Source organism: Pseudoalteromonas sp. JB197 (assembly GCF_002332205.1).
Lineage (GTDB): Bacteria > Pseudomonadota > Gammaproteobacteria > Enterobacterales > Alteromonadaceae > Pseudoalteromonas > Pseudoalteromonas nigrifaciens.
Window position 1 is genome coordinate 3,207,890 of record NZ_NRGZ01000001.1, and the last position, 20,934, is coordinate 3,228,823.

At 42.1% G+C, this 20,934-nt stretch carries 16 protein-coding genes and 1 pseudogene; 6 read left to right on the plus strand and 11 right to left on the minus strand.

Annotated features, from left to right (window positions below):
* Positions 1-43: 43 nt before the first annotated feature.
* Positions 44-1,773 (minus strand): annotated as a pseudogene (locus CIK86_RS14980) (methyl-accepting chemotaxis protein).
* Between the two features lie 110 nt (positions 1,774-1,883).
* Here CIK86_RS14980 and CIK86_RS14985 point away from each other — a divergent pair.
* On the plus strand, positions 1,884-2,654 hold the full coding sequence (locus tag CIK86_RS14985) for an NAD-dependent epimerase/dehydratase family protein (RefSeq protein ID WP_086997261.1): 771 nt from the start codon (positions 1,884-1,886) through the stop codon (positions 2,652-2,654).
* Here the strand turns inward: CIK86_RS14985 and hutH are convergent.
* The 3 genes from hutH to hutC are packed head-to-tail and all read right to left on the minus strand — an operon-like array spanning position 2,651 to position 6,593.
* Positions 2,651-4,183: a histidine ammonia-lyase gene (gene hutH, locus CIK86_RS14990; protein ID WP_086997263.1), complete on the minus strand. Its 1,533-nt coding sequence runs from the start codon at positions 4,181-4,183 to the stop codon at positions 2,651-2,653. The two genes, CIK86_RS14985 and hutH, sit on opposite strands and share 4 nt — an antisense overlap.
* A gap of 2 nt (positions 4,184-4,185) precedes the next feature.
* The gene (gene hutU, locus CIK86_RS14995) at positions 4,186-5,859 is read right to left on the minus strand and encodes a urocanate hydratase (protein ID WP_086997266.1); all 1,674 of its coding nucleotides are present in this window, start codon (positions 5,857-5,859) and stop codon (positions 4,186-4,188) included.
* Positions 5,860-5,879: 20 nt separating this feature from the next.
* A complete protein-coding gene (gene hutC, locus CIK86_RS15000) occupies positions 5,880-6,593 on the minus strand; it encodes a histidine utilization repressor (RefSeq protein WP_086997269.1) in 714 nt (237 codons plus the stop codon).
* Between the two features lie 120 nt (positions 6,594-6,713).
* Between hutC and hutI the strand changes: the two genes are divergently transcribed.
* Positions 6,714-7,961 carry an imidazolonepropionase gene (gene hutI, locus CIK86_RS15005; protein WP_086997273.1) on the plus strand — a complete coding sequence of 416 codons (1,248 nt, stop codon included), beginning with the start codon at positions 6,714-6,716 and terminating at the stop codon, positions 7,959-7,961.
* 137 nt (positions 7,962-8,098) lie between these two features.
* Complete coding sequence (locus CIK86_RS15010) at positions 8,099-9,772, plus strand: GGDEF domain-containing phosphodiesterase (protein WP_086997327.1); 1,674 nt, start codon at positions 8,099-8,101, stop codon at positions 9,770-9,772.
* Here CIK86_RS15010 and CIK86_RS15015 read toward each other — a convergent pair.
* Together CIK86_RS15015 and rraA are read right to left on the minus strand one after the other, a co-directional pair.
* The gene (locus tag CIK86_RS15015) at positions 9,769-10,818 is read right to left on the minus strand and encodes a formimidoylglutamase (RefSeq protein WP_086997276.1); all 1,050 of its coding nucleotides are present in this window, start codon (positions 10,816-10,818) and stop codon (positions 9,769-9,771) included. The two genes, CIK86_RS15010 and CIK86_RS15015, sit on opposite strands and share 4 nt — an antisense overlap.
* Position 10,819: 1 nt before the next feature.
* Complete coding sequence (gene rraA / locus CIK86_RS15020) at positions 10,820-11,317, minus strand: ribonuclease E activity regulator RraA (protein WP_086997279.1); 498 nt, start codon at positions 11,315-11,317, stop codon at positions 10,820-10,822.
* Between the two features lie 334 nt (positions 11,318-11,651).
* Between rraA and CIK86_RS15025 the strand changes: the two genes are divergently transcribed.
* The gene (locus CIK86_RS15025; RefSeq protein ID WP_086997282.1) at positions 11,652-13,532 is read left to right on the plus strand and encodes a methyl-accepting chemotaxis protein; all 1,881 of its coding nucleotides are present in this window, start codon (positions 11,652-11,654) and stop codon (positions 13,530-13,532) included.
* 27 nt (positions 13,533-13,559) lie between these two features.
* Here the strand turns inward: CIK86_RS15025 and CIK86_RS15030 are convergent, their stop codons facing one another.
* The 5 genes from CIK86_RS15030 to priA all read right to left on the minus strand — a co-directional run bounded on the left by CIK86_RS15030 (position 13,560) and on the right by priA (position 18,674).
* Positions 13,560-13,934 carry a gamma-butyrobetaine hydroxylase-like domain-containing protein gene (locus tag CIK86_RS15030; protein WP_011329375.1) on the minus strand — a complete coding sequence of 125 codons (375 nt, stop codon included), beginning with the start codon at positions 13,932-13,934 and terminating at the stop codon, positions 13,560-13,562.
* A gap of 67 nt (positions 13,935-14,001) precedes the next feature.
* Positions 14,002-15,330 carry an HslU--HslV peptidase ATPase subunit gene (hslU, locus tag CIK86_RS15035; protein ID WP_011329374.1) on the minus strand — a complete coding sequence of 443 codons (1,329 nt, stop codon included), beginning with the start codon at positions 15,328-15,330 and terminating at the stop codon, positions 14,002-14,004.
* An 11-nt stretch (positions 15,331-15,341) separates the two neighbouring features.
* The gene (gene hslV, locus CIK86_RS15040) at positions 15,342-15,860 is read right to left on the minus strand and encodes an ATP-dependent protease subunit HslV (RefSeq protein WP_011329373.1); all 519 of its coding nucleotides are present in this window, start codon (positions 15,858-15,860) and stop codon (positions 15,342-15,344) included.
* 79 nt (positions 15,861-15,939) lie between these two features.
* Complete coding sequence (locus CIK86_RS15045; RefSeq protein ID WP_011329372.1) at positions 15,940-16,467, minus strand: SPOR domain-containing protein; 528 nt, start codon at positions 16,465-16,467, stop codon at positions 15,940-15,942.
* Between the two features lie 20 nt (positions 16,468-16,487).
* Positions 16,488-18,674, minus strand: coding sequence for a primosomal protein N' (gene priA, locus CIK86_RS15050; RefSeq protein ID WP_086997285.1), 2,187 nt, complete (start codon positions 18,672-18,674; stop codon positions 16,488-16,490).
* A gap of 256 nt (positions 18,675-18,930) precedes the next feature.
* Here priA and rpmE point away from each other — a divergent pair, with 256 nt between their 5' ends.
* Together rpmE and CIK86_RS15060 are read left to right on the plus strand one after the other, a co-directional pair.
* Complete coding sequence (rpmE, locus tag CIK86_RS15055; RefSeq protein WP_011329369.1) at positions 18,931-19,146, plus strand: 50S ribosomal protein L31; 216 nt, start codon at positions 18,931-18,933, stop codon at positions 19,144-19,146.
* Between the two features lie 544 nt (positions 19,147-19,690).
* Positions 19,691-20,932, plus strand: coding sequence for a malic enzyme-like NAD(P)-binding protein (locus CIK86_RS15060; protein ID WP_011329368.1), 1,242 nt, complete (start codon positions 19,691-19,693; stop codon positions 20,930-20,932).
* Positions 20,933-20,934 lie beyond the last annotated feature (2 nt).

The following is a 20,934-nucleotide window of genomic DNA, read 5'->3' on the forward strand; positions in this document are numbered from 1 at the left end:
CTTAAAGTTTATCCTCAAGCGCTTAAATATAAGTAGCCGGCGTTTATAGTTTAAACTGGTTTACCGTTTTATTTAATGCCCCTGCAAGGTCACTTAAATCATGTGCTTCATTGGCAAGTGTGTGTGCATGCTCTGCGGTACTATTAACTAAACTATTAATAGCACTAAGGCTGGTATTAATATCTTCTGCTACTACCGTTTGTTGCTCGGTAGAGGTGGCAATTTGATGACTTTGAGCTTGTACTTTAGTTACCGACAGGGCAATGCTTTGTAGTGAGCTAAGTACTTCTTTTGTTTGCAACACAGAGTCCTCGGTTTGTTTTTGCCCTTGTAGCATCATACTAGAGGCTTGCTGAGCAATTTGCTGTAAACGGGTAATCATATTGCGAATATCGTCAGTTGACTCTTGTGTACGACTCGCCAACGAGCGAACTTCATCGGCAACAACGGCAAAGCCGCGGCCATGTTCTCCGGCGCGGGCCGCTTCTATGGCTGCATTAAGCGCGAGTAAGTTGGTTTGATCGGCAATTGAGTTAATTACATCAACCAATGCGCCTATGTTATTACTTTCTTGCTCAAGCCCGGCAACCACCTTAGAGGCTTCGCCAATATGTTCAGCCAGCGCACTCATTACACTTTGTGCTTGGCTTGAGCGGCTTGCACCATCGGCAGTAATTGCTTGTACTTCTTCTGCTGCGGTATTTGTTTGCTGTGCGTTACGTGATATTTCTTGCACGGTAGTGGCCATTTCTGTCACTGCGGCACTAACACTATCTACTTGTTGTTTTTCTTGCTGAATTTCTGAATTCGTTTGTTGCGATACCGTTTTAAGCTGATCGGCAGCGGCACTTAATTGCTCAGCTTGTGCTGCGGTGTCTAGCATCATCGCTCGCAACTTATCAATAAAGGTATTCATATGATTAGCCAGTTGGCCTACTTCGTCTTGGCTATCAATATTAATTTTTTGGGTTAAATCACCCTCGCCAGAAGCAATGTCGCGCATAATATGCGTGAGTGTAGTGATTGGTTTTGAAATCATATGGGTGGCCCATAAAATCATTGCTAAAATAATCACTAAAATAATGATAACAGCGGTTGTAGTGGTTGTAACCGCAGCATTTACCGGGGCTTCAATCATACTGGTTGGAATTAATAAACCCACATACCAATCTAAATGAGGCTGCTCTAATTGTAGGCGGTTATAAACCACATAAAATTGCTCGCCTTTAAGCATAACAGTTTGGCTACCCGCGAGGTTATTTTGCATTGCACTGTTAAGTGTTTTAAACCCTGAGGTATTATTAAATTGTTGTTCAAGCGCATCGAGTCCGTCTTTACCGTTAGGGCCTTCGTCGGTGACAGAGAGTTTATGCCCAGATGCTTTTGAAAAGTGCACAACTTTTTGTTGATCATCTAATAAAAAGCCATAGCCTTGGCCGTTAAAGCGAATGTTTTCGACCATGTCGTTAATTTTATAGCCAAGTAGCCGTTGGCATTTTCTAGGGCTTGATCGCGCTTATCCCACGCGGTAAAAAAATTCACCAAATGCGGATTATTAATAAAGGTGGCAACTACTTTACCGTATGTAGCAAAGTAACTTTGCATTGATAATTGCTCGCTTTGTAAGTAGCTTTGAGCCTCACGCTCTATATTAACTCTGGATAGTTTGGCAATATGGTTAACAAAAAAAGTAGAGGCAATGAGCAGTAAAATAGTAATTGTTCCGCCAATCAATAATAATATTTTTTTTCTTAATGATAAGTTATTTAGCATAAGTGCACATGTTGTTATTGTTTTTGTAACAGATATCTAAGCATATTTAATTTTAGAACTCTATGAAACGAGTTAAGAATTATACATTTAAATAAACGGGGTCATATAAATTGAATCATCAGAGTAACAACTTAGTGGTACTAGGCGCGGGCTGGCTAGGCAGTGCTTTATGCGTTAATGCGCAGCAAGCAGGTTGGCAAGTGCAGGGTACACACCGCTCAGCAGTGCATGAGCATGATTTTGAACGTCAGTTTTTGCTAGAAAATGGCCAGTTAACGCATCAAATTGATTTACAAAATGCCTACTGGGTGTGCGCTATTCCTCCGCGTAGTCGCCACAGTGAAAGTAATTATGCGCAAACATTAACGGCAGCACTTACGCTGGCAAAAAAATTGAATGCTAAAGGCTTTTTACTTTGCTCATCAACGGGAGTGTACGATCAAGAACCAGGAGTATATAGCGAAAGCAGCGATATTTCGTGTACAAACGAGCGACAAATAAAGCTATATGAAGCTGAAGAGCAAGTACTAGAGCAAAACGGTAAAGTGCTGCGCTTAGCCGGTTTAGTTGGACCCAACAGAGAGCCGGGGCGTTTTATTGCAGGTAAAGAGCTAAATACCTCTGCCGAGCAAGTCGTTAATATGGTGCATCAGCAAGATGTGATTAACGCTATTTTTGCGGTGCTTGAGCATTGGCATCAAGGGCAGAGTATTTATAATGTGGTTAATCCGTCGCATCCTTGTAAGCGCGATTACTATGCGCAAAAGTGCCAACAACATGGCGGCGAAATGCCACGCTTTACGGGAACAGATACGGCTGAGCGCAAAGTGCTTGGCTCAGCCATTGAGGCGTTAGGGTTTAGTTACCAATACGCAATTTAATAAGATACTAAGCAGTCACCCTCAATAAAGTTGCATAACTTGCCTGCGTTTAATAACGCATTTGCAGCTTCAATATCGGGGGCAAAGTAACGGTCTTTATCGTAGTAGCTTACATGCTCGCGCAGTAAGCTTTTAGCACGCTCTACTTTAGCAGCAGCTGTAAGCGGCTTTCTAAACTCTAACCCCTGCGCGGCCGCTAACCATTCAACAGCAAGTACGCCCTGGGTGTTATCGGCCATTTCCTTCAAGCGCCTTGCCGCAAAAGTGGCCATAGACACATGATCTTCTTGATTCGCCGAGGTTGGCAAACTATCTACAGAAGCTGGGTGGGCAAGTGATTTGTTTTCAGATGCCAGGGCTGCGGCAGTTACTTGGGCGATCATAAAGCCTGAGTTTACGCCGCCATTTTCAACTAAAAAAGGCGGCAATTTAGATAGGCTAGAGTCAATTAGTAAAGCAATTCGGCGCTCGGCAAGTGCGCCAATTTCAGCAATGGCAATTGCTAAGTTATCGGCGGCCATTGCCACCGGCTCTGCATGAAAATTACCGCCAGAAATAATATCACCCACATCAGCAAATACCAGCGGGTTGTCGGTTACGCCGTTAGACTCACATAATAAAACTTCTGCCGCCTGGCGAATTTGGGTTAAGCAAGCACCAAGCACTTGTGGCTGACAGCGTAAAGAGTAGGGGTCTTGTACTTTTTCGCAATTTACGTGTGATTCACTAATTTGTGATTGTGGACCTAACAAGGCTCTAAATATAGCTGCAGTATCTATTTGCCCTTGTTGGCCTCGAATTTCATGAATACGCGCATCAAATGGTGCTCGGCTGCCCATGGCCGCTTCAATACTCATAGCGCCAATTACGCAGCTTTGTGCGTATAAATCTTCTGCTCTAAATAGCCCTTGTAATGCAAAAGCAGTCGAGGCTTGGGTGCCGTTTAAAAGGGCTAAGCCTTCTTTAGCGGCTAAGGTAAGTGGTTTTAGCCCCGCAATTTTAAGCCCTTGCTCGGCACTGATTATTTGCCCTTGGTGGCGCATGTGGCCTTCGGCTAGTAACGGCAAGCACATATGAGCAAGCGGTGCTAAATCGCCCGATGCACCCACCGAGCCTTTTTTAGGCACGCAAGGGTATACTTGGCTATTAAGCAACTGGATAAAAAATTCAATGACCTGCAAACGAATACCAGAATAGCCACGCGACAGTGAATTAATTTTTAAGATGATCATTAAGCGTACGGTACTGTCATCCATATACTCGCCAATACCTGCCGCATGCGAAAGCACAATAGAGCGTTGTAATAGCTCTAGTTCGTTATCGGCAATTTTGGTGTTAGCTAATAAGCCAAAACCGGTATTAATACCATATACAGTACGGTGCTCGTTAATTACGTTTTGTACTGTTTGTGCGCTGGCAGCTATTTGTGACTCGGCATGCTTTATAAGGCTCAATTTTACCGGTGAATTATTAATTTTTCTTAGCGTGTTTAAATCAAGCGATCCGGGGGTGAGAGTAAGTTCAAGCATGATCATTCCTCGTTTAACATTGGTAAGTCTAGGTTTTGCTCTTTTGCACAATTTTTTGCTATATCGTAGCCTGCATCTGCGTGGCGCATAACTCCAGTTGCAGGGTCGTTCCACAGTACGCGGGCAATACGCTGTTTTGCTTCGTCGCTGCCATCAGCCACAATAACTACGCCTGCATGTTGGCTAAAGCCCATACCTACACCGCCGCCGTGGTGTAGCGATACCCAAGTAGCACCACTGGCAGTGTTAAGGAGTGCATTGAGTAATGGCCAATCAGATACCGCATCAGAGCCATCTTTCATAGCTTCGGTTTCGCGGTTAGGGCTAGCAACCGAGCCTGAGTCGAGGTGGTCGCGACCAATAACAACTGGGGCTTTAAGCTCGCCATTTTTAACCATGTTGTTAAAAGCGAGCGCAAGACGGGCTCTGTCTTTTAATCCTACCCAGCAAATACGCGCCGGTAAGCCTTGAAACTGAATGCGTTCACGCGCCATATCAAGCCAGTTATGTAAGTGTGCGTCATCGGGGATTAACTCTTTAACTTTGGCATCGGTTTTATAAATATCTTCGGGGTCGCCCGACAGTGCCACCCATCTAAATGGGCCAATACCTTCGCAAAATAAAGGGCGAATATACGCAGGTACAAACCCTGGGAAATCAAACGCGTTGGTAACGCCTTCATCAAATGCCATTTGCCGAATATTGTTGCCATAATCAGTGGTAGCAGCGCCTGCTTGTTGCAGCGCGAGCATAGCGCTTACTTGCACAGCCATTGATTGCTTAGCCGCTGTTACAACCGCTTTTGGGTCTTGTTCGCGCATTTTAGCTGTATGTGCCATGCTCCAGCCTTGCGGTAAATAGCCATTTAGCGGATCGTGTGCTGAGGTTTGATCGGTGACCACATCGGGAGTAACGCCACTTTTAACTAAAGTGCTAAACACATCGGCAGCATTACCAAGTAACCCGACCGAAAGAGCGTCACCTTTTACGCACGCATTAGTTATAAGTTGTAGCGCGTGTTCAAGGTTGTTGGCTTTAATATCTACGTAACCGGTTTTTATTCTAAAATCGATACGGGTTTCATCGCATTCCACCACTAATGCACAAAAGCCTGCCATAGTTGCAGCAAGAGGTTGTGCGCCGCCCATGCCACCAAGCCCGCCAGTTAATACCCATTTACCTTTAGCACTGCCAGCAAAATGTTGTTTAGCCATGGCCACAAAAGTTTCGTAAGTGCCTTGCACTATGCCTTGTGAGCCAATGTAAATCCAAGATCCCGCGGTCATTTGCCCGTACATCATCAAGCCCTTTTTATCGAGCTCGTTAAAGTGCTCCCAATTAGCCCAGTGCGGTACTAAGTTAGAATTAGCTATGAGTACTCGCGGCGCATTACTGTGGGTTTTAAATACCCCTACAGGTTTACCCGATTGTACGAGTAGCGTTTCGTCATCTTCGAGTCTATCGAGAGTTGCTATAATTTTGTCGTAACTTGGCCAGTCACGTGCAGCGCGACCAATGCCGCCATAAACAACTAATGCATGGGGATGCTCTGCAACGTCAGGGTCTAAGTTATTCATTAACATGCGTTTAGCGGCTTCGGTTTGCCAACTTTTAGCGCTAATTTTATCGCCGTGAGGGGCGCGTATTGTGCGGTTGTTGTCGAGTCGATTGTTCATATTTACTCCCGTTGTAGTTTTTAATTATTATTTTTAAAAGTTAAGTGACCACCTAAACGATACTTACTTCCTGGTGAAACAAGTCGGGCATAACTCACAATGCCGTTACTTGACCAAGTACGGCGAATGAGTTGCAGGCAAGGTTCTTGACTCGATAAGTTAAGCCACTGGCACATTTGTTTATTGGGCATAATGGCTTCCACTGTATGCGTTGCTTGGGTAAGCGGGGCTACATTCGATAAGTACTCATGTGGAGTAAGTAGCGTAAAATTTTGTTGTAAGTACTGCGTGGCAAAAGTGGGATTTACAAAGCGCTCCTCTATTTGCAGTGGTTTAGTATTTTCGTTATGCAGCAATACACTGCGATACACAGTGCTGTTAACTTTAATACCCAGTGCAATGGCAATGCTAGTAATTGCGGGTAACGACTCAAGCGCCAATACCGTACAGCTATAATTACCATTACGTTCTTTTACTTCATCGGCAATATTTTTAATTTCAAGTAATGACGACTGCGATTTAAAGCTAGCAACAAAGGTGCCTAACCCTTGGCTGCGAGTTAAAATTCCCGCCTCAGTTAGCTCGCTTAATGCGCGCCGAGCGGTCATACGGCTTACAGCAAATTGATTGCTTAGCTCGTTTTCAGAAGGTACACGCTGGTTTTCTTGCCATGTAGCACTGCTAATTTTATCAACTATAAACTGTTTTATTTGTGCAAACTTAGGTGTTGTCATGGTGTATTTAATTGTATTAAAAATAAACTATAAGATTAAGATGGCATAATTACCTTGTATATACAAGATGGGTTGTTAGACTATATTTTAGTCATTACAAAAAACACAAGGGCGCGCAATATGCAAAGTGCAACACCAGGTTATGAATTAGAAGATATTGATTTACTGCTTACCGATGCCAACATTGCCACTATGGATAGTGCTGTAGAGGCGCCTTATGGCGCGATAGAAAATGCAGCCTTAGCAATCAAAAATGGAAAAATTATGTGGCTAGGTGAGCAAAAAAACTTACCTAGTTTTGATGTGTTTGCAACGCCTACCTTGAGTATAAAAGGGCAATGGTTAACCCCAGGGTTAATAGATTGCCACACGCATTTAGTATTTGCAGGCTCTAGAGCAGAGGAGTTTGAGCAGCGCTTACAAGGGGTGAGTTATGAGCAAATTGCTGCCCAAGGTGGCGGTATAACTAGTACAGTTAAAGCCACCCGCGCTGCCGATCATGAGCAGTTATTTGTAGCCGCCAAAGATAGGTTAAATACGTTACTGGCAGAGGGCGTGACAACTGTTGAAATAAAGTCGGGTTATGGACTCGATACTGCCAACGAAGTAAAAATATTAGAAGTGGCGCGCTTACTTGATGAGCATCACCCTATTAATATTAAAACCACCTTTTTAGGGGCGCATGCGCTACCACCAGAGTACAAAGGGCGTAGCGATGACTATATTGATTTAGTATGTAACGATATGCTTGATCAGGTAGTGGCTAATAACCTTGCTGATGCGGTTGATGTTTTTTGTGAGAATGTAGGCTTTAGCTATACCCAAACCAAGCGGGTGTTCGAGGCGGCAAAAAAACATAACTTGCCAGTAAAATGCCATGCCGAGCAACTCTCTAATCAACACGGTGCTGAGCTGGTGGCGCAATTTAACGGGCTATCGGCTGATCATATTGAATACCTAGATGAAGATGGGGTAAAAGCGATGGCACAGGCCGGCACAGTAGCAGTATTGTTGCCTGGCGCATTTTACTTTTTAAGAGAAACACAACTTCCGCCAATAGCTTTGCTTAATCAATATAAAGTGCCTATAGCGATTGCTAGCGACTTTAATCCGGGCACCTCACCGCTGTGTTCGCTACAATTAATGATGAATATGGCATGCACATTATTTAGATTAACCCCCGAGCAGTCACTTGCTGGAGTAACTCGTAATGCTGCTAAAGCTTTAGGATTAAAAGACCGCGGAGTTTTAAAAGTAGGTGCGAGGGCCGACATTGCACATTGGCAAATAAGCCATCCAGCACAATTAAGTTACCAGTTTGGGGTAAATAAACGGTTAAACTTATGGATTATGGGTAAACTTATTTAGTCACACCTTTACCCCAGACCGATAAGTAGGCCTTAATATTTATGCTTTTATTTAATTTTTTAGCCAGTACCAGTAGTGCTAATTTGAGCTTGCTTAGCGACAGTGGCTTGCCGGTTTTTTTTAGTGGCGCCTTACTTATGGCGATGATCGCTACCTTGCTGAGCGTAAAAAATACAGCATCTAGATTAAGCTACTTATGCACAGGGTTAATAGGGTTGGCTATTTTAAGCAGTGGTGCTGCATGGCTTAGCGCTTTACTCGCATTAGGTTTTGGCTTTAATTTGTGGCATGCAATTGTACATAAAAACAAGCTGTTAATTATATTAAGTGCACTTGCTGCGGTGTTGTTTATAGCATTACTTATAGCCATTGCAGCGTTTGGCATTGCACTGTTTTGGATTGTTAGTGCGGTGTTGTTATTATCATTAACTGGGTTTATTACTAATAATGAGACACTTAATCAAGCGCCCTTGAAGCAGCAGCAAGCAGCACCTGAACATTACATCGAAAGCTCTCCGCTGGCCTCTTTTGCCGATAAACAAAAATTACGTCAAGGTTATAATACGTGGCGTAATAAAGCACCGTCACTAGGGGCGTTGGTAATTCTTCGTTTAGAAGGTTTTGAGCAAGTTAATCAGCATATTGGGCGTGATTTTGGTGATTTACTGCTTGCTCAGTCGGCGAATAGAATAAAAGAATTACTCAATAATGATGGCATTGTATCGTTAGAGGACGATGAAAAACTAGCCCATTTAGGAGGGCTTAATTTTGCTTTTATTTGTAACTTAGCCAGCCATAAACACTTGCATGAAAAAATAATTACCGAAATATTTGGCGCTACACTTAAACCTTTTAATGTGGCTAACTGCACTATAGAAGTGACCGCAAGAGCAAGCTATGTGCATTGTAATGAGCAAGATGAAGACTTTGATAATTTAATTAAATCGGCTTATTTAGCACTTGATAGCCAGCCAAAACAACAGGTGGTTGCTTATCATCAACAAATGATGATCGAGCAGTTAGAGCAGCAAGCACGATTAAAAGAGCTTGCAGAAATTGATTTCACCAATGAGTTCGAGCTGTATTTTCAGCCGGTTATTGTAAATGATAATGGCCAAATTGAGTTTTTAGAACTATTACTGCGTTGGCAGCATCCTAAGCAAGGCATACTTTCAGCGAGTCGTTTTATTGATGATATTAGAATTGCAGGGCTTGCTTACCCACTGGCTATATTTGTTATAGAGCGCGCTGCTGAACTTGCAATGGCATTGCGTATGGAGGGCTTTGCAATGCCATTGAGCATTAATGTATTTGGCCCTGAAATGCTCAATGAAGAGTTTGTAGAATTTGTAACGAGTGCTATGCAAGAGCATAACTTAAGGCCTGGTGATTTAATTGTTGAGTGCCCGCTACATATTTTTACTAACCTAGATGACAAAGGGCGAGCCATGATTGCGCGGCTTAATAATATAGGCTTAAAAGTGTGTGTTGATGGTTTGGGCGATAACCCCGTTTCGCTCTCTAAGTTACCTAGTTTAGCGGTAGAATACATTAAAGTCGCGCCAGCATTAACTGCTGATTTTAGTAATCAAAACAATATTCGCAGCCTAGTTGTTGGTATGGTACAAATGCATAATCAACAAAGTACTAAGGTTATTTTTGAAGGGGTTGAAACCCTAGATCAGCTTAAATTTGTAAAAAGCCTAAAAGGCTATGCTGCACAAGGCTATTATTTTGGCCACCCATTAAGCAGTGTTGGTTTAATGAGCTGGTTAAAGCAGTGGCAATTAGCGCAGCAGCAAAGTAATTAAGCACACTCTTTGGCTTGCAGGTAACTATTCACTAGTGCGCTAATAACTTGTCCGCAATGCACTTTACCGGCTTCAATCCCGCTGGGATGTTGAATAGGAGCTGCTTCGCATAAGTGTAAGTAGTGAGAGTGGCGGTTGCTTGCAGCTAAATGCACAAAGTGCTCAGCGTCACTTACGCTAAAACCACTACAGGTATAAGCACTTACAGGCATAAATGCAATGCTATCTAAATCAACCTCAACACCTAGAGGCGCTGCATCAAAACTCTTCAGCGCATTGCTCACTGCTTGAGTTAGATTAATTTCACGTTTAACGGCGATTGACTGATAGCTATTAAAAGTAAAATTAGCAGCGGCTAACGCATCTATAATAGCTTGATTGTTTTTTAGCTCGTGCAAGCCAATAACATGGTAACTTTTTAAACACTGCGCGCTGTACGCATAGCTAAAGCCATTCCCACTGTGGCGGCCTTCGCATTCTCGAAAGTCGGCGTGGGGATCAAAATTTATAGCGTTAATAGCGGTGTTTTTATACTTAGCTAACGCTTTTATAATACCTAAGCAATTATTATGGCCACCACCAATAACAATGGGTTCAAGGCCTGCTTTAAATATAAAACTTAATATAGCTTCTACGCGTTGATCAAGTTGCTCACATAACTCACGCAACTGTGTTAAATGGGCAGGGTTTTGGTTGTCGAGTAGAGCGCTTTGCGCCATTAAATCAGCGGTGTGCACTTCGCCAAGTAACAGTACTTTTTGCGTGGCAATAAATTGATTATAAGGTTGGTTTAAAAAACGTTGTAAAAAAGCCGGCCATGCTTGCTCTGCACCCCCGGCTCCTAAGTTTGCTTTTGGGCCAATATCTTCACAAATACCCAGTAACACGTAGCGCATGCCAAATTGTGCGGCATCGCTAAGCGCTTGTTGTATATTTACGTCGGTATCGAGTAATGACATTGACTGCCATACTTTGGTTTCGTTAGCGCGACTAGTGCAAAACGACTTAACCGCGCTTTCATCGTAAACGTTTAAATAGTGCGCCACGTTATATTTCTACGATTTCCAGTTCTAGCTCTTCTGCCGATAATACAATGCCGGTGCTGTCGGCATAAATAAAGTCATCATCAAAAAATGATACACCAGCAAAGTTAACCCCAATGCCGTCTTCGCCTGCACCTTGGCTATCTGCTGCAACCGGAATAGAGGCAATAGCTTGAATGCCTAAATCAAGATCTTCAATTTCGTCTACGTGGCGTACAGCTCCGTAAACAATAATACCTTGCCAGTTATTTTCAAGTGCAAGTTCGGCCAGTTCAATATCGATAAGTGCACGACGAGTAGAGCCGCCACCGTCAATAAGTAGCACTAGGTCTGTACCATCTTGAGAAAGTAATTCACGGATAAGTTCATTATTTTCAAAACATTTAACCGTCTTAATGCGGCCACCAAAGCTGTGTCGGCCACCAAAGTTGATGAACATAGGTTCAAGCACGTCAACCACATCGGCAAAGTGGTCACATAAATCAGAAGTGCTGTAATCCATTATTTTATCCTCAAAAGATACATTAGTTTATGCTTCAGTATACCCTCCTTATATGCAATAACAACGACTTAATCGCAGTAAATTTAGGCAAAATAGGCAGTAAATAAGTATTTACTAATCATTGGTCTAAACAATGTATAGGCCTTAAGTTAATGCTGGCATATAATCCGCGACTAAATAATTGCGCGGTTAATTAAGCTAAATAACGTCACTTTAAAAAGTGCTCAGCAGTGCAGGTGTTTTAGTGTTTTTCGGTATTTCTTTCTTTGTTAAAAGCTTAAGTTATATAAGTGTAAGTAACAAAGTTGCTCATTAAATTTTTAAAGGTGTAACAATGATTGTTTTGCAAAACTTGACCATTAAGCGGCGTTTACAGCTAAATGCTTTAACTGTTGCTTTGGCCATGCTGGCTTTTTTATATGTAATAATCACAGGCTCACAAACCACGTTAAAGTTAACGAACATCACGCAACAGGCCGAGCAGTTAAACATTCATCAGTTGCAGTTAAGTGCACATGAAAAAAACTTTTTGTTTTATAAACAGCCACAAGCACTCTCATTATTTGAACAAGAATACGCACAATTAAATAAACAAATAATTCAATTACAATCGCAAATGCAAGATTCAGAGATTGATACACAACAGATAACCCTCTATACGCGTTTAATAAAAAGCTTTTATAGTGATTTTAATGAGGTTGTGCGACTGCAAAAAAGTATTGGCTTACATCAAGACGATGGGCTTTATGGGCAACTGCGAAGTGCTGTGCACGAAGTAGAAAGTTTGCTCAATCAACAAGATGAATACCAGCTATTGACCCTAATGCTACAGTTAAGACGTGCCGAAAAAGACTTTATGTTACGTTTGGATGAAAAATATTTAGCAAACTTTCAAGATCATGTTGATACGTTACAGCAAAAAATAACGAGCTCATCACTAAGTCAAAACATTAAAAGTAATTTAAAAAACCTACTGTCTAATTATCAAAGTGCTTTTCAAACTTTGGTAAAAGCGCAGCTTGAATTAGGTGTTGATCTAGACTCTGGCGCACTTGGGCGCATGCAACAAAGTGTAGAGCAAAGTGATCAGTTGGTAATGCAGCTAGTAGCAGATACTAAATTGCAAGTTGAAGCCAGTATAGCTAAAGCACAGTCGGTCGCTATTATGGTGTTTATTATATCGGGTATTATAGTTTTAACCCTGGTTTACTTAACCAGTCGCTCTATCATTGTACCTGTAGAGCGTATTTACCAATCTATAAACAAGATTCGACGCAATAATGATTTAACAGTAACCATTGAGCAAATTGGCAATGACGAAATTACGATTATGTCGAAAGATTTTAATAGTTTAATTGGTGACTTTAATAACCTTATAAATGAGGTGAATGGGGCTTTAAATGCGTTAAATATCGCGACTGAAAATTTATCAGAAAGTACCGCCGCAACCAGCTCGGGTATGCAAGATCAATTACATGAAGCCGATATGGTGGCCACTGCGGCGACCGAAATGCAGGCGACCATTCAAGATATTTCACATAATACCGAAGCTGCTGCTAAAAAAGCAGAATCAACTAATTTAAGTGCGCAACAAGGTCGTAGTGAGGTTGAGTCAACCGTCGCGCATATTAGAGGGTTGTCTGACTCTTTAGAGCATGCGTCAAGTGTCGTTTCTTTATTAGAAAAAGACGGTGAAACAATAGGCTCTGTGCTTGATGTTATTCGTGCGATTGCCGATCAAACTAACTTGTTAGCGTTAAACGCTGCTATTGAAGCCGCTAGAGCGGGTGAGCAAGGCAGAGGGTTTGCTGTGGTTGCAGATGAAGTGCGCTCATTGGCTCAACGAACACAAGAATCTACAAGTGAAATAGAAGGTATAATAAATACTCTACAACAGCGCACTCAAGAAGTGGTGAGTATTATGCATCAGTGCCGCTCACAAGGTGATGAAAGTGCATCGCAAGCAAATAGAGCTGGTGAGTTACTCGGAGCAATAACCGAAGATGTGCAAACGATTATGGAAATGAGCACACAAATTGCTGTGGCAATTGATCAACAAAGCCAAGTAGCATCTGAAGTAAATAAAAATGTGGTGAGTATTCGTGATATTGCCAGAAACACCTCAGGGCACGCTGCTAACAATGCGCAAACAAGCGAAGAAGTATCAGCGCAAGCACGAGTGCTTTTTGCTGCAATTGACAAATTTAAGGTTTAAAACTTAGCAATAAAGTACCCGTATAGTTTAAGGAATAAACTTTATGGGTACGCTGTCTTTAGAGTTATTGTGTTCACTAACCCGCTTTAAATACTCATCCCATAGAGTCGCTTGCTGCGCCTGTAGTTTTGCAAAATATTGCCAGCTAAATAACCCGCTATTGTGGCCATCGTCAAAATCTAAACGCAGTGCGTAATGACCAACATGAGCAATGTTTTTAATACCAACGGATTGTTTATTGAATACTAATTTCATTGGCCCTGAGCCATGTCCTTGCACTTCTGCAGAAGGAGAGTGCACACGTAAAAATTCACAACTAAATACGGCTTGGCTGTCATCATCAAAGTAAACATCTAAATTTTTGCTAACGCTGTGGTAATGTACTTTTGTTACGTGTTTCATTTTTATCTCATTAAAAAGCCCCCAGTGCGGAGGCTTTTAGTATAACTGTTTATGCAGCTAATTTTAATTAAAGAATGTAGCGGCTTAAATCTTCATCTTCAACCAGCGCACCTAAGTGTTTTTCAACATAAGCGGCGTCAACTACCAGTGATGTTCCGGCTTGCTCTGAAGCGTCATATGAAATTTCTTCCATTAGCTTTTCCATTACCGTATGTAAGCGACGAGCACCGATGTTTTCGGTTTTTTCGTTAACTTGCCAAGCGGCTTTAGCAATGCGCTCAATTGCATCATCACTAAATTCAATAGTAACTTGCTCAGTTTTAAGCAGTTCACGCTGCTGCTCGGTAAGCGATGCATGCGGCTCTGTTAAAATACGTTTAAAGTCATCAGCAGTAAGTGCTTCAAGCTCTACACGAATAGGAAGGCGACCTTGCAGCTCAGGGATCATGTCTGATGGCTTAGCCATTTGAAATGCGCCCGAAGCAATAAATAGCATATGGTCAGTTTTAACCATGCCGTGCTTAGTGCTAACCGTACAACCTTCAATTAATGGTAGTAAGTCGCGCTGTACGCCTTCACGACTAACGTCTGGACCTGATGAGTCACCGCGTTTACAAATTTTGTCTATTTCATCAATAAATACAATACCATTTTGTTCAACTGCAAAAATAGCCTGCTCTTTTAGCTCTTCAGGATTAACTAGCTTAGCGGCTTCTTCTTCACTTAATAATTTAAAGGCTTCTTTAATTTTTAACTTCCGCTTAGTGCGCTTATCGCCACCCATGTTTTGAAACATGCTTTGCAACTGGTTGGTCATATCTTCCATACCAGGGGGGGCCATAATTTCTACGTTTGGTTGTGCTTGAGCTAAATCAATTTCGATTTCTTTGTCATCTAATTGGCCTTCACGTAGCTTTTTACGAAACGTTTGACGAGTTGAAGAGCTGTCATCGCGTTGGCTTTCGCCATATTGATCTTTAGCTGGTGGTAAAAGCGCATCTAAAATACGCTCTTCGGCTGCTTCTTCAGCGCGATGCTTAAACTTTTTAGTTTGTTGCTCACGCGTCATTTTAATCGCAACATCGACTAAATCGCGGATGATGGTTTCAACTTCCTTACCAACATAGCCAATTTCGGTGAATTTAGTTGCTTCTACTTTAATAAATGGCGCGTTAGCAAGCTTAGCTAAACGGCGCGCAATTTCGGTTTTACCAACACCCGTTGGGCCAATCATTAAAATATTTTTAGGTGTTACTTCATTACGTAAATCATCACTTAGCTGCATCCGGCGCCAGCGGTTACGCAGTGCAATAGCAACGGCTTTTTTAGCTTTTGCTTGACCAATAATGTGCTGATCTAGCTCGTGAACAATTTCTCTTGGGGTCATAGCAGACATAGCGGTTCCTGTTACAATTCTTCGATAGTTTGAAAGTCGTTAGTGAATACGCAGATATTGCCTGCAATGGTTAGGCTTTTTTCTACTATTTCGCGAGCACTTAAATCGGTGTTTTCCAGTAAGGCAGTTGCTGCCGATTGGGCAAAGTTACCGCCACTGCCAATGGCAATTAAGTCATTTTCTGGCTGTACTACATCACCATTACCGGTAATGATTAAAGAGGCTGTTTCGTCGGCTACAGCAAGCAGTGCTTCGAGCTTGCGCAAAGCGCGATCGCTGCGCCAGTCTTTGGCCATTTCAACCGCGGCTTTAGTGAGGTTACCTTGGTGCATTTCTAGTTTGCTTTCAAAGCGTTCGAAAAGGGTGAAGGCATCAGCAGTACCGCCGGCAAAGCCAGCAATTACTTTGCCATTATAGAGGCGTCGAACTTTACGGGCATTGCCCTTCATTACTGTGTTACCAAGCGAAACTTGGCCGTCGCCGCCAATTACAACATTGTTGCCGCGGCGTACACTTACGATAGTAGTCATATTATTCCTCATCATCGAGCTGCAGGGGCAACTCGTAAAAAACGATTATGAAGAGGTTATATGGGTGAATGGTTTATTTTCAAGTCCAGCCCCAAATTCCGCAGCCGACTATTTTTACACGTTTAAGTTTATTTTTATCGCTCTCAGCTTGGCGCTTGGTTTTATAGGGACCTAAGCGTACTTTATACCAAATGCCACTGCTGCCTGTGGTCTCTTTTATTTCAGAAATAAGCCCTGCAAAGGCTATTTTAGCTTTTAGCGATTCAGCCTGCGGGTAGGTTCTAAACGAACCGCATTGCATAACGTAAGGGCCTTTTTGTTCAAGTTCTTTTACTTCAACCTGAATTTCGTGGTTTCTAATTTCTTTAATAAACGCAGGCGTACGTGGTACAACAACTTCTACAGGAGTTGTAGGTACAGGGTTAGCTTGTTTTTCAACTAGCTCAGGATCGGCGTTATTTTTAATAAACCATAAGCCATAAGCAAAACCTGCCACCAATAAAGTAACAATTAAAACTAACAGTATTGGAAAGGGTTTTTTAGCGGGCGCTGATTTCGCTTTTTTGCGGTTTGCTGGTTTTTTGTTAATGTAATCGTGCTGTGCCATAGCTTTATTTTGGCCTTAACCTAAATCATGTCTATAGGGTCTACGTCTAGGCTCCAGCGTACTTTTTGTGCAAGTTTGCTAGTGCTTAGATAATCAACCATTTGCGCAAGATATTGGTGCAATACGCGGCGATCTTGCGCTTGAATGTGTAATTGAAAACGATACATACCTGCTACTTTTTCAAGAGGAGCAGGTATTGGACCGAGCAATTGTATACCAGTTACCCCGCTTACTGGAACCAAATCTGTCAAAAAATCGACGACTTGTTTTATATTGTGTCCTTGGGCGCGAACAATGGCCATATTTGTGATTGGTGGTAGGTCTGCATCTTCACGTTCACGCAGTGCAAAGCGAGCAAAATCCTGATAACCATTATTAACCAAATCTTGTAATAGTGGATGCTCAGGAAAATGTGTTTGCAATAACACTTGGCCTGCCTCACCTGAGCGCCCAGCACGCCCGGCCACTTGCGTAACAAGTTGGGCTAAATGCTCAGTTGCTCTAAAATCACAGGAGTATAAGCCGCTGTCTACGTCTAAAATAACCACTAAACTTACATCGGCAAAGTGATGCCCTTTAGCCAACATTTGCGTGCCCACTAAAATGCGCGCGCCGCCTAGGTTTATTTCATCTAGTGCTTTTTCAAGGCTGCCTTTACGACGAGTAGAGTCGCGGTCGATACGTGTAACAGGGGTTTGTGGAAATTCACTCGATAAAAACTCTTCTATTTGCTCAGTGCCTTTACCATTAGGAAAAATTTGCGTGCTACCGCAGTCGGGGCATTGGTGTGGAACATGATATTGATCGCCACAGTGATGGCAAATCATTTGCCCAATAGCTTTATGAAAAGTGGCACTGGTGCTGCAACGCTTGCATTCGCTTAACCAGCCACATTCATGGCAAATTAACGTGGGCGAAAATCCACGACGATTTAAAAACACCATCACTTGTTTGCCACGCTTTAAATGTTGGCGCATGCTCGCAAGGCTGGCATGGGCAATGCCTGCCTGGTCGGGCTGACCTTTCATATCGAGTAATTTAAATTGGTTATCGGTAGCGGTTTGCGCACGCTCAGTAAGGCTCAGCAGTTGGTATTTATTATTAATTGCTTTGTGCAGGGTTTCGAGTGCCGGTGTTGCACTGCCTAATATAAGCGGAATTTTATACTGATATGCACGATACGCAGCTAAATCACGGGCATGGTAGCGCAGCGTGTCTTGCTGTTTAAAAGACGAGTCATGTTCTTCATCAACCACTATCATGCCGAGCTTTAAAAATGGCAGAAAAATACTCGAACGTGTGCCTATTACTATGGCGCAGCTGGCTTTTTCGCAAAAACGCCAGGTTTGTAAACGTTCATTATCGGTTAAAGCTGAATGCCAAAGCATAATGGGGGTGTCGGGAAAGCGGCGGCGAAAGCGGTTAACGGTTTGCGGGGTTAAGCCTATTTCGGGCACTAATACTAGTGCTTGTTCGCCGCGCTTTAGTACTTCTTCTAAACATTGTAAGTACACTTCTGTTTTGCCGCTACCGGTTACACCTTCTAATAAAAAGCTGCTAAAACCGCTGCTTTGATTAATTGTGGTGCAGGCAACCGCTTGCTCTTTGTTAAGTGTTGGTTTGCTACCCACTGTTGGGGCTACACTTTGCCAGTGGTTATCATGCTCAATTGACTGTGTTATGAGTGCTTTATCTATTAAGCTATCAATGGTTTTTTTACTAAAGCCCAAAGCTTTTAACTCGGTTAATGACGACTTGCCTGATTGCGATAGCTGCTTTAGTAAATTAAGTTGAGTTTTAGCTTTTAATGACGGCAGCAGCGCGCCTTTTTCCGTTAGGGCTACCATATTAATGCTGGTTTTATCAGGCGATTCGCCTTGGCGTAGTGCGCTTGGCAATGCAATATGAATGGTTTCACCCAGCGGGTAGCAATAATAACGGGCAGTAAAGCGCAGTAACTCTATGTGCTCTGCAGATAAAATTGGCGTATCGTCGATAATTTCAAAAATTGCCTTTATTTTGTTTTCAGGCACTTCGGTTGTTGTTTTAAGCGCTAAAACCACGGCTACTTTACGTTGATTACCAAAGGGTACTAACACCCGCATTCCGGGTTTTAATGGCGCAGAAGCTTCACCAAGCTGGCTATCTACTTTATAATCAAAGGTGCGCGGTAGTGGAACTTTTATAGCAACTTCAACAAAATACATAGTAACTCAACTGTTAAAAAAATAATGGGGGAGGGCGTGCTAATACTTGGCCCTAATGTACTAAAAATACAGCTAAAAACCTACTACCAAATAACCTTGTTTACTCAAAATGGTTGTTTTTTTAGCAAAAATACTAATTAATGCTTGTGTGCTTGATGGTTGTTGGATAAAATCCGCCACCAATAAATTTGTTTTAACGACGTATGGTGCCAGACTCCGGGTTTGGAGAGCGATGCGGCCTTAACTAGAGGTTTCTATGAAAGAAGGTATTCACCCTAAGTACGAAGTAATTTCTGCAACTTGTTCATGTGGAAACGAATTCGAAACTAGCTCTACTCTGTGTAAAAATATTCACCTAGACGTTTGTTCTGCGTGTCACCCGTTTTACACTGGTAAGCAAAAGATTTTAGACACTGGCGGACGTGTTGATCGTTTCAACAAGCGTTTCGGTGCACTTGGTAGCAAAAAGTAATTATTGCTATTTAGTTAAAAAAAGCATCTTAGGATGCTTTTTTTATGCCTAAAAATCCTCTAACTTCCCCCTAACCTCGCTAGTTTTAAGTTTATTGCTTTTGCATAACTATTTCCTGTTCTTATTCTCGGTATGCATAAACCTTTGCAGACAAATGACCTAATATTCTCTATATTTTTAATAGCTTAATTTTAAACTCGGTTTCTAAAAGTAGCCAACATGAAGCTATGTGTTGTTAAAGCAGAATAAATAATCGCTTTTAGCTGATTTTATTCACATTTTAAAAACGCTGTTTTGTGAATAATACTTTTAACTAAAATAAGCTTGAAAAGTGCCTTTTAGCACAATTTATATTTATGAAAAGTAGCGATGTTTTTATCGAAGTTGCTGAAAATTCGCTTAAAATTAACAGATCTAGCATATAACAGGATAGACCTGATATTGCTTGGAATTTAAAAATAATAAGGGTATCGTACTTTAAGGCATGTTAAGTGTCGCTTTACTCCCTCTCACTTTAACTTAAATTGCAGGATATAATCGCGTTATGTCGGACTTTCGTGAACAAGCACTACATTATCACTCTCACCCCGTTCCAGGTAAAATCAGCATTGAGCTAACCAAGCCTGCAGAAACGGCTCATGATCTCGCTTTAGCTTATAGCCCCGGTGTAGCTGAGCCGGTGCGTGAAATTGCTGCTGACCCTGTAAATGCCTATAAGTACACAGGTAAAGGTAATTTGGTTGCAGTGATCACCAATGGTACTGCTATTTTAGGTTTAGGAAATTTAGGGCCTTTAGCGTCAAAACCGGTAATGGAAGGCAAGGCGTTGTTGTTTAAACGTTTTGCAGGCATTGACTCAATTGATATTGAAGTAAAACACCGCACCACCGAAGACTTTATAAATACTGTGGCTAATATTGCTGATACTTTTGGCGGTATTAACCTTGAAGATATTAAAGCACCAGAGTGTTTTGAAATTGAAAAGGCGCTTATTGAACGCTGTAGTATTCCTGTTTTTCATGATGATCAGCACGGCACGGCTATTGTAACGGCTGCAGGCATGATAAATGCGCTGGAAGTGCAAGGCAAAGATATTGAAGATGCAGTTATTGTATGTTTAGGTGCCGGCGCTGCAGCGATTGCTTGTATGGAGTTATTAATTAAGTGTGGTGCACTGCGTGAACATATTTATATGCTTGATCGTAAAGGTGTTATTCACACTCGCCGTGATGATTTAAACGAGTACAAACAGTTATTTGCTAACAATACCGATAAGCGTACATTACAAGATGTAATTGAAGATGCTGACGTATTTGTTGGTGTATCGGGCCCTAACTTATTATCGGCCGATGATTTAAAATTAATGGCAGCAAAGCCAGTCGTATTTGCTTGTTCGAACCCAGACCCTGAGATTGATCCGGCACTGGCACACGGCGCACGAAGCGATTTAATTATGGCAACAGGGCGCTCAGATTACCCTAACCAAGTTAATAACGTGTTGTGTTTTCCGTTTATTTTCCGTGGTGCACTTGATGTGCGTGCCAGTGAAATTAACGATGAAATGAAAATTGCAGCAGTTGAAGCTATTCGTAGTATTGCCAAAGAGCCGGTTCCACCAGAAGTACTAAAAGCTGCCGGTGTAGATAAGCTAGCGTTTGGTGCAGAGTATATTATTCCTAAGCCTATGGACCCGCGTTTATTGCCGCGTATTGCTAAAGCAGTTGCATTAGCAGCCATTGCTTCAGGCGTAGCGCAAATAGAGCTGCCAGCAAACTATATGGAATAAGC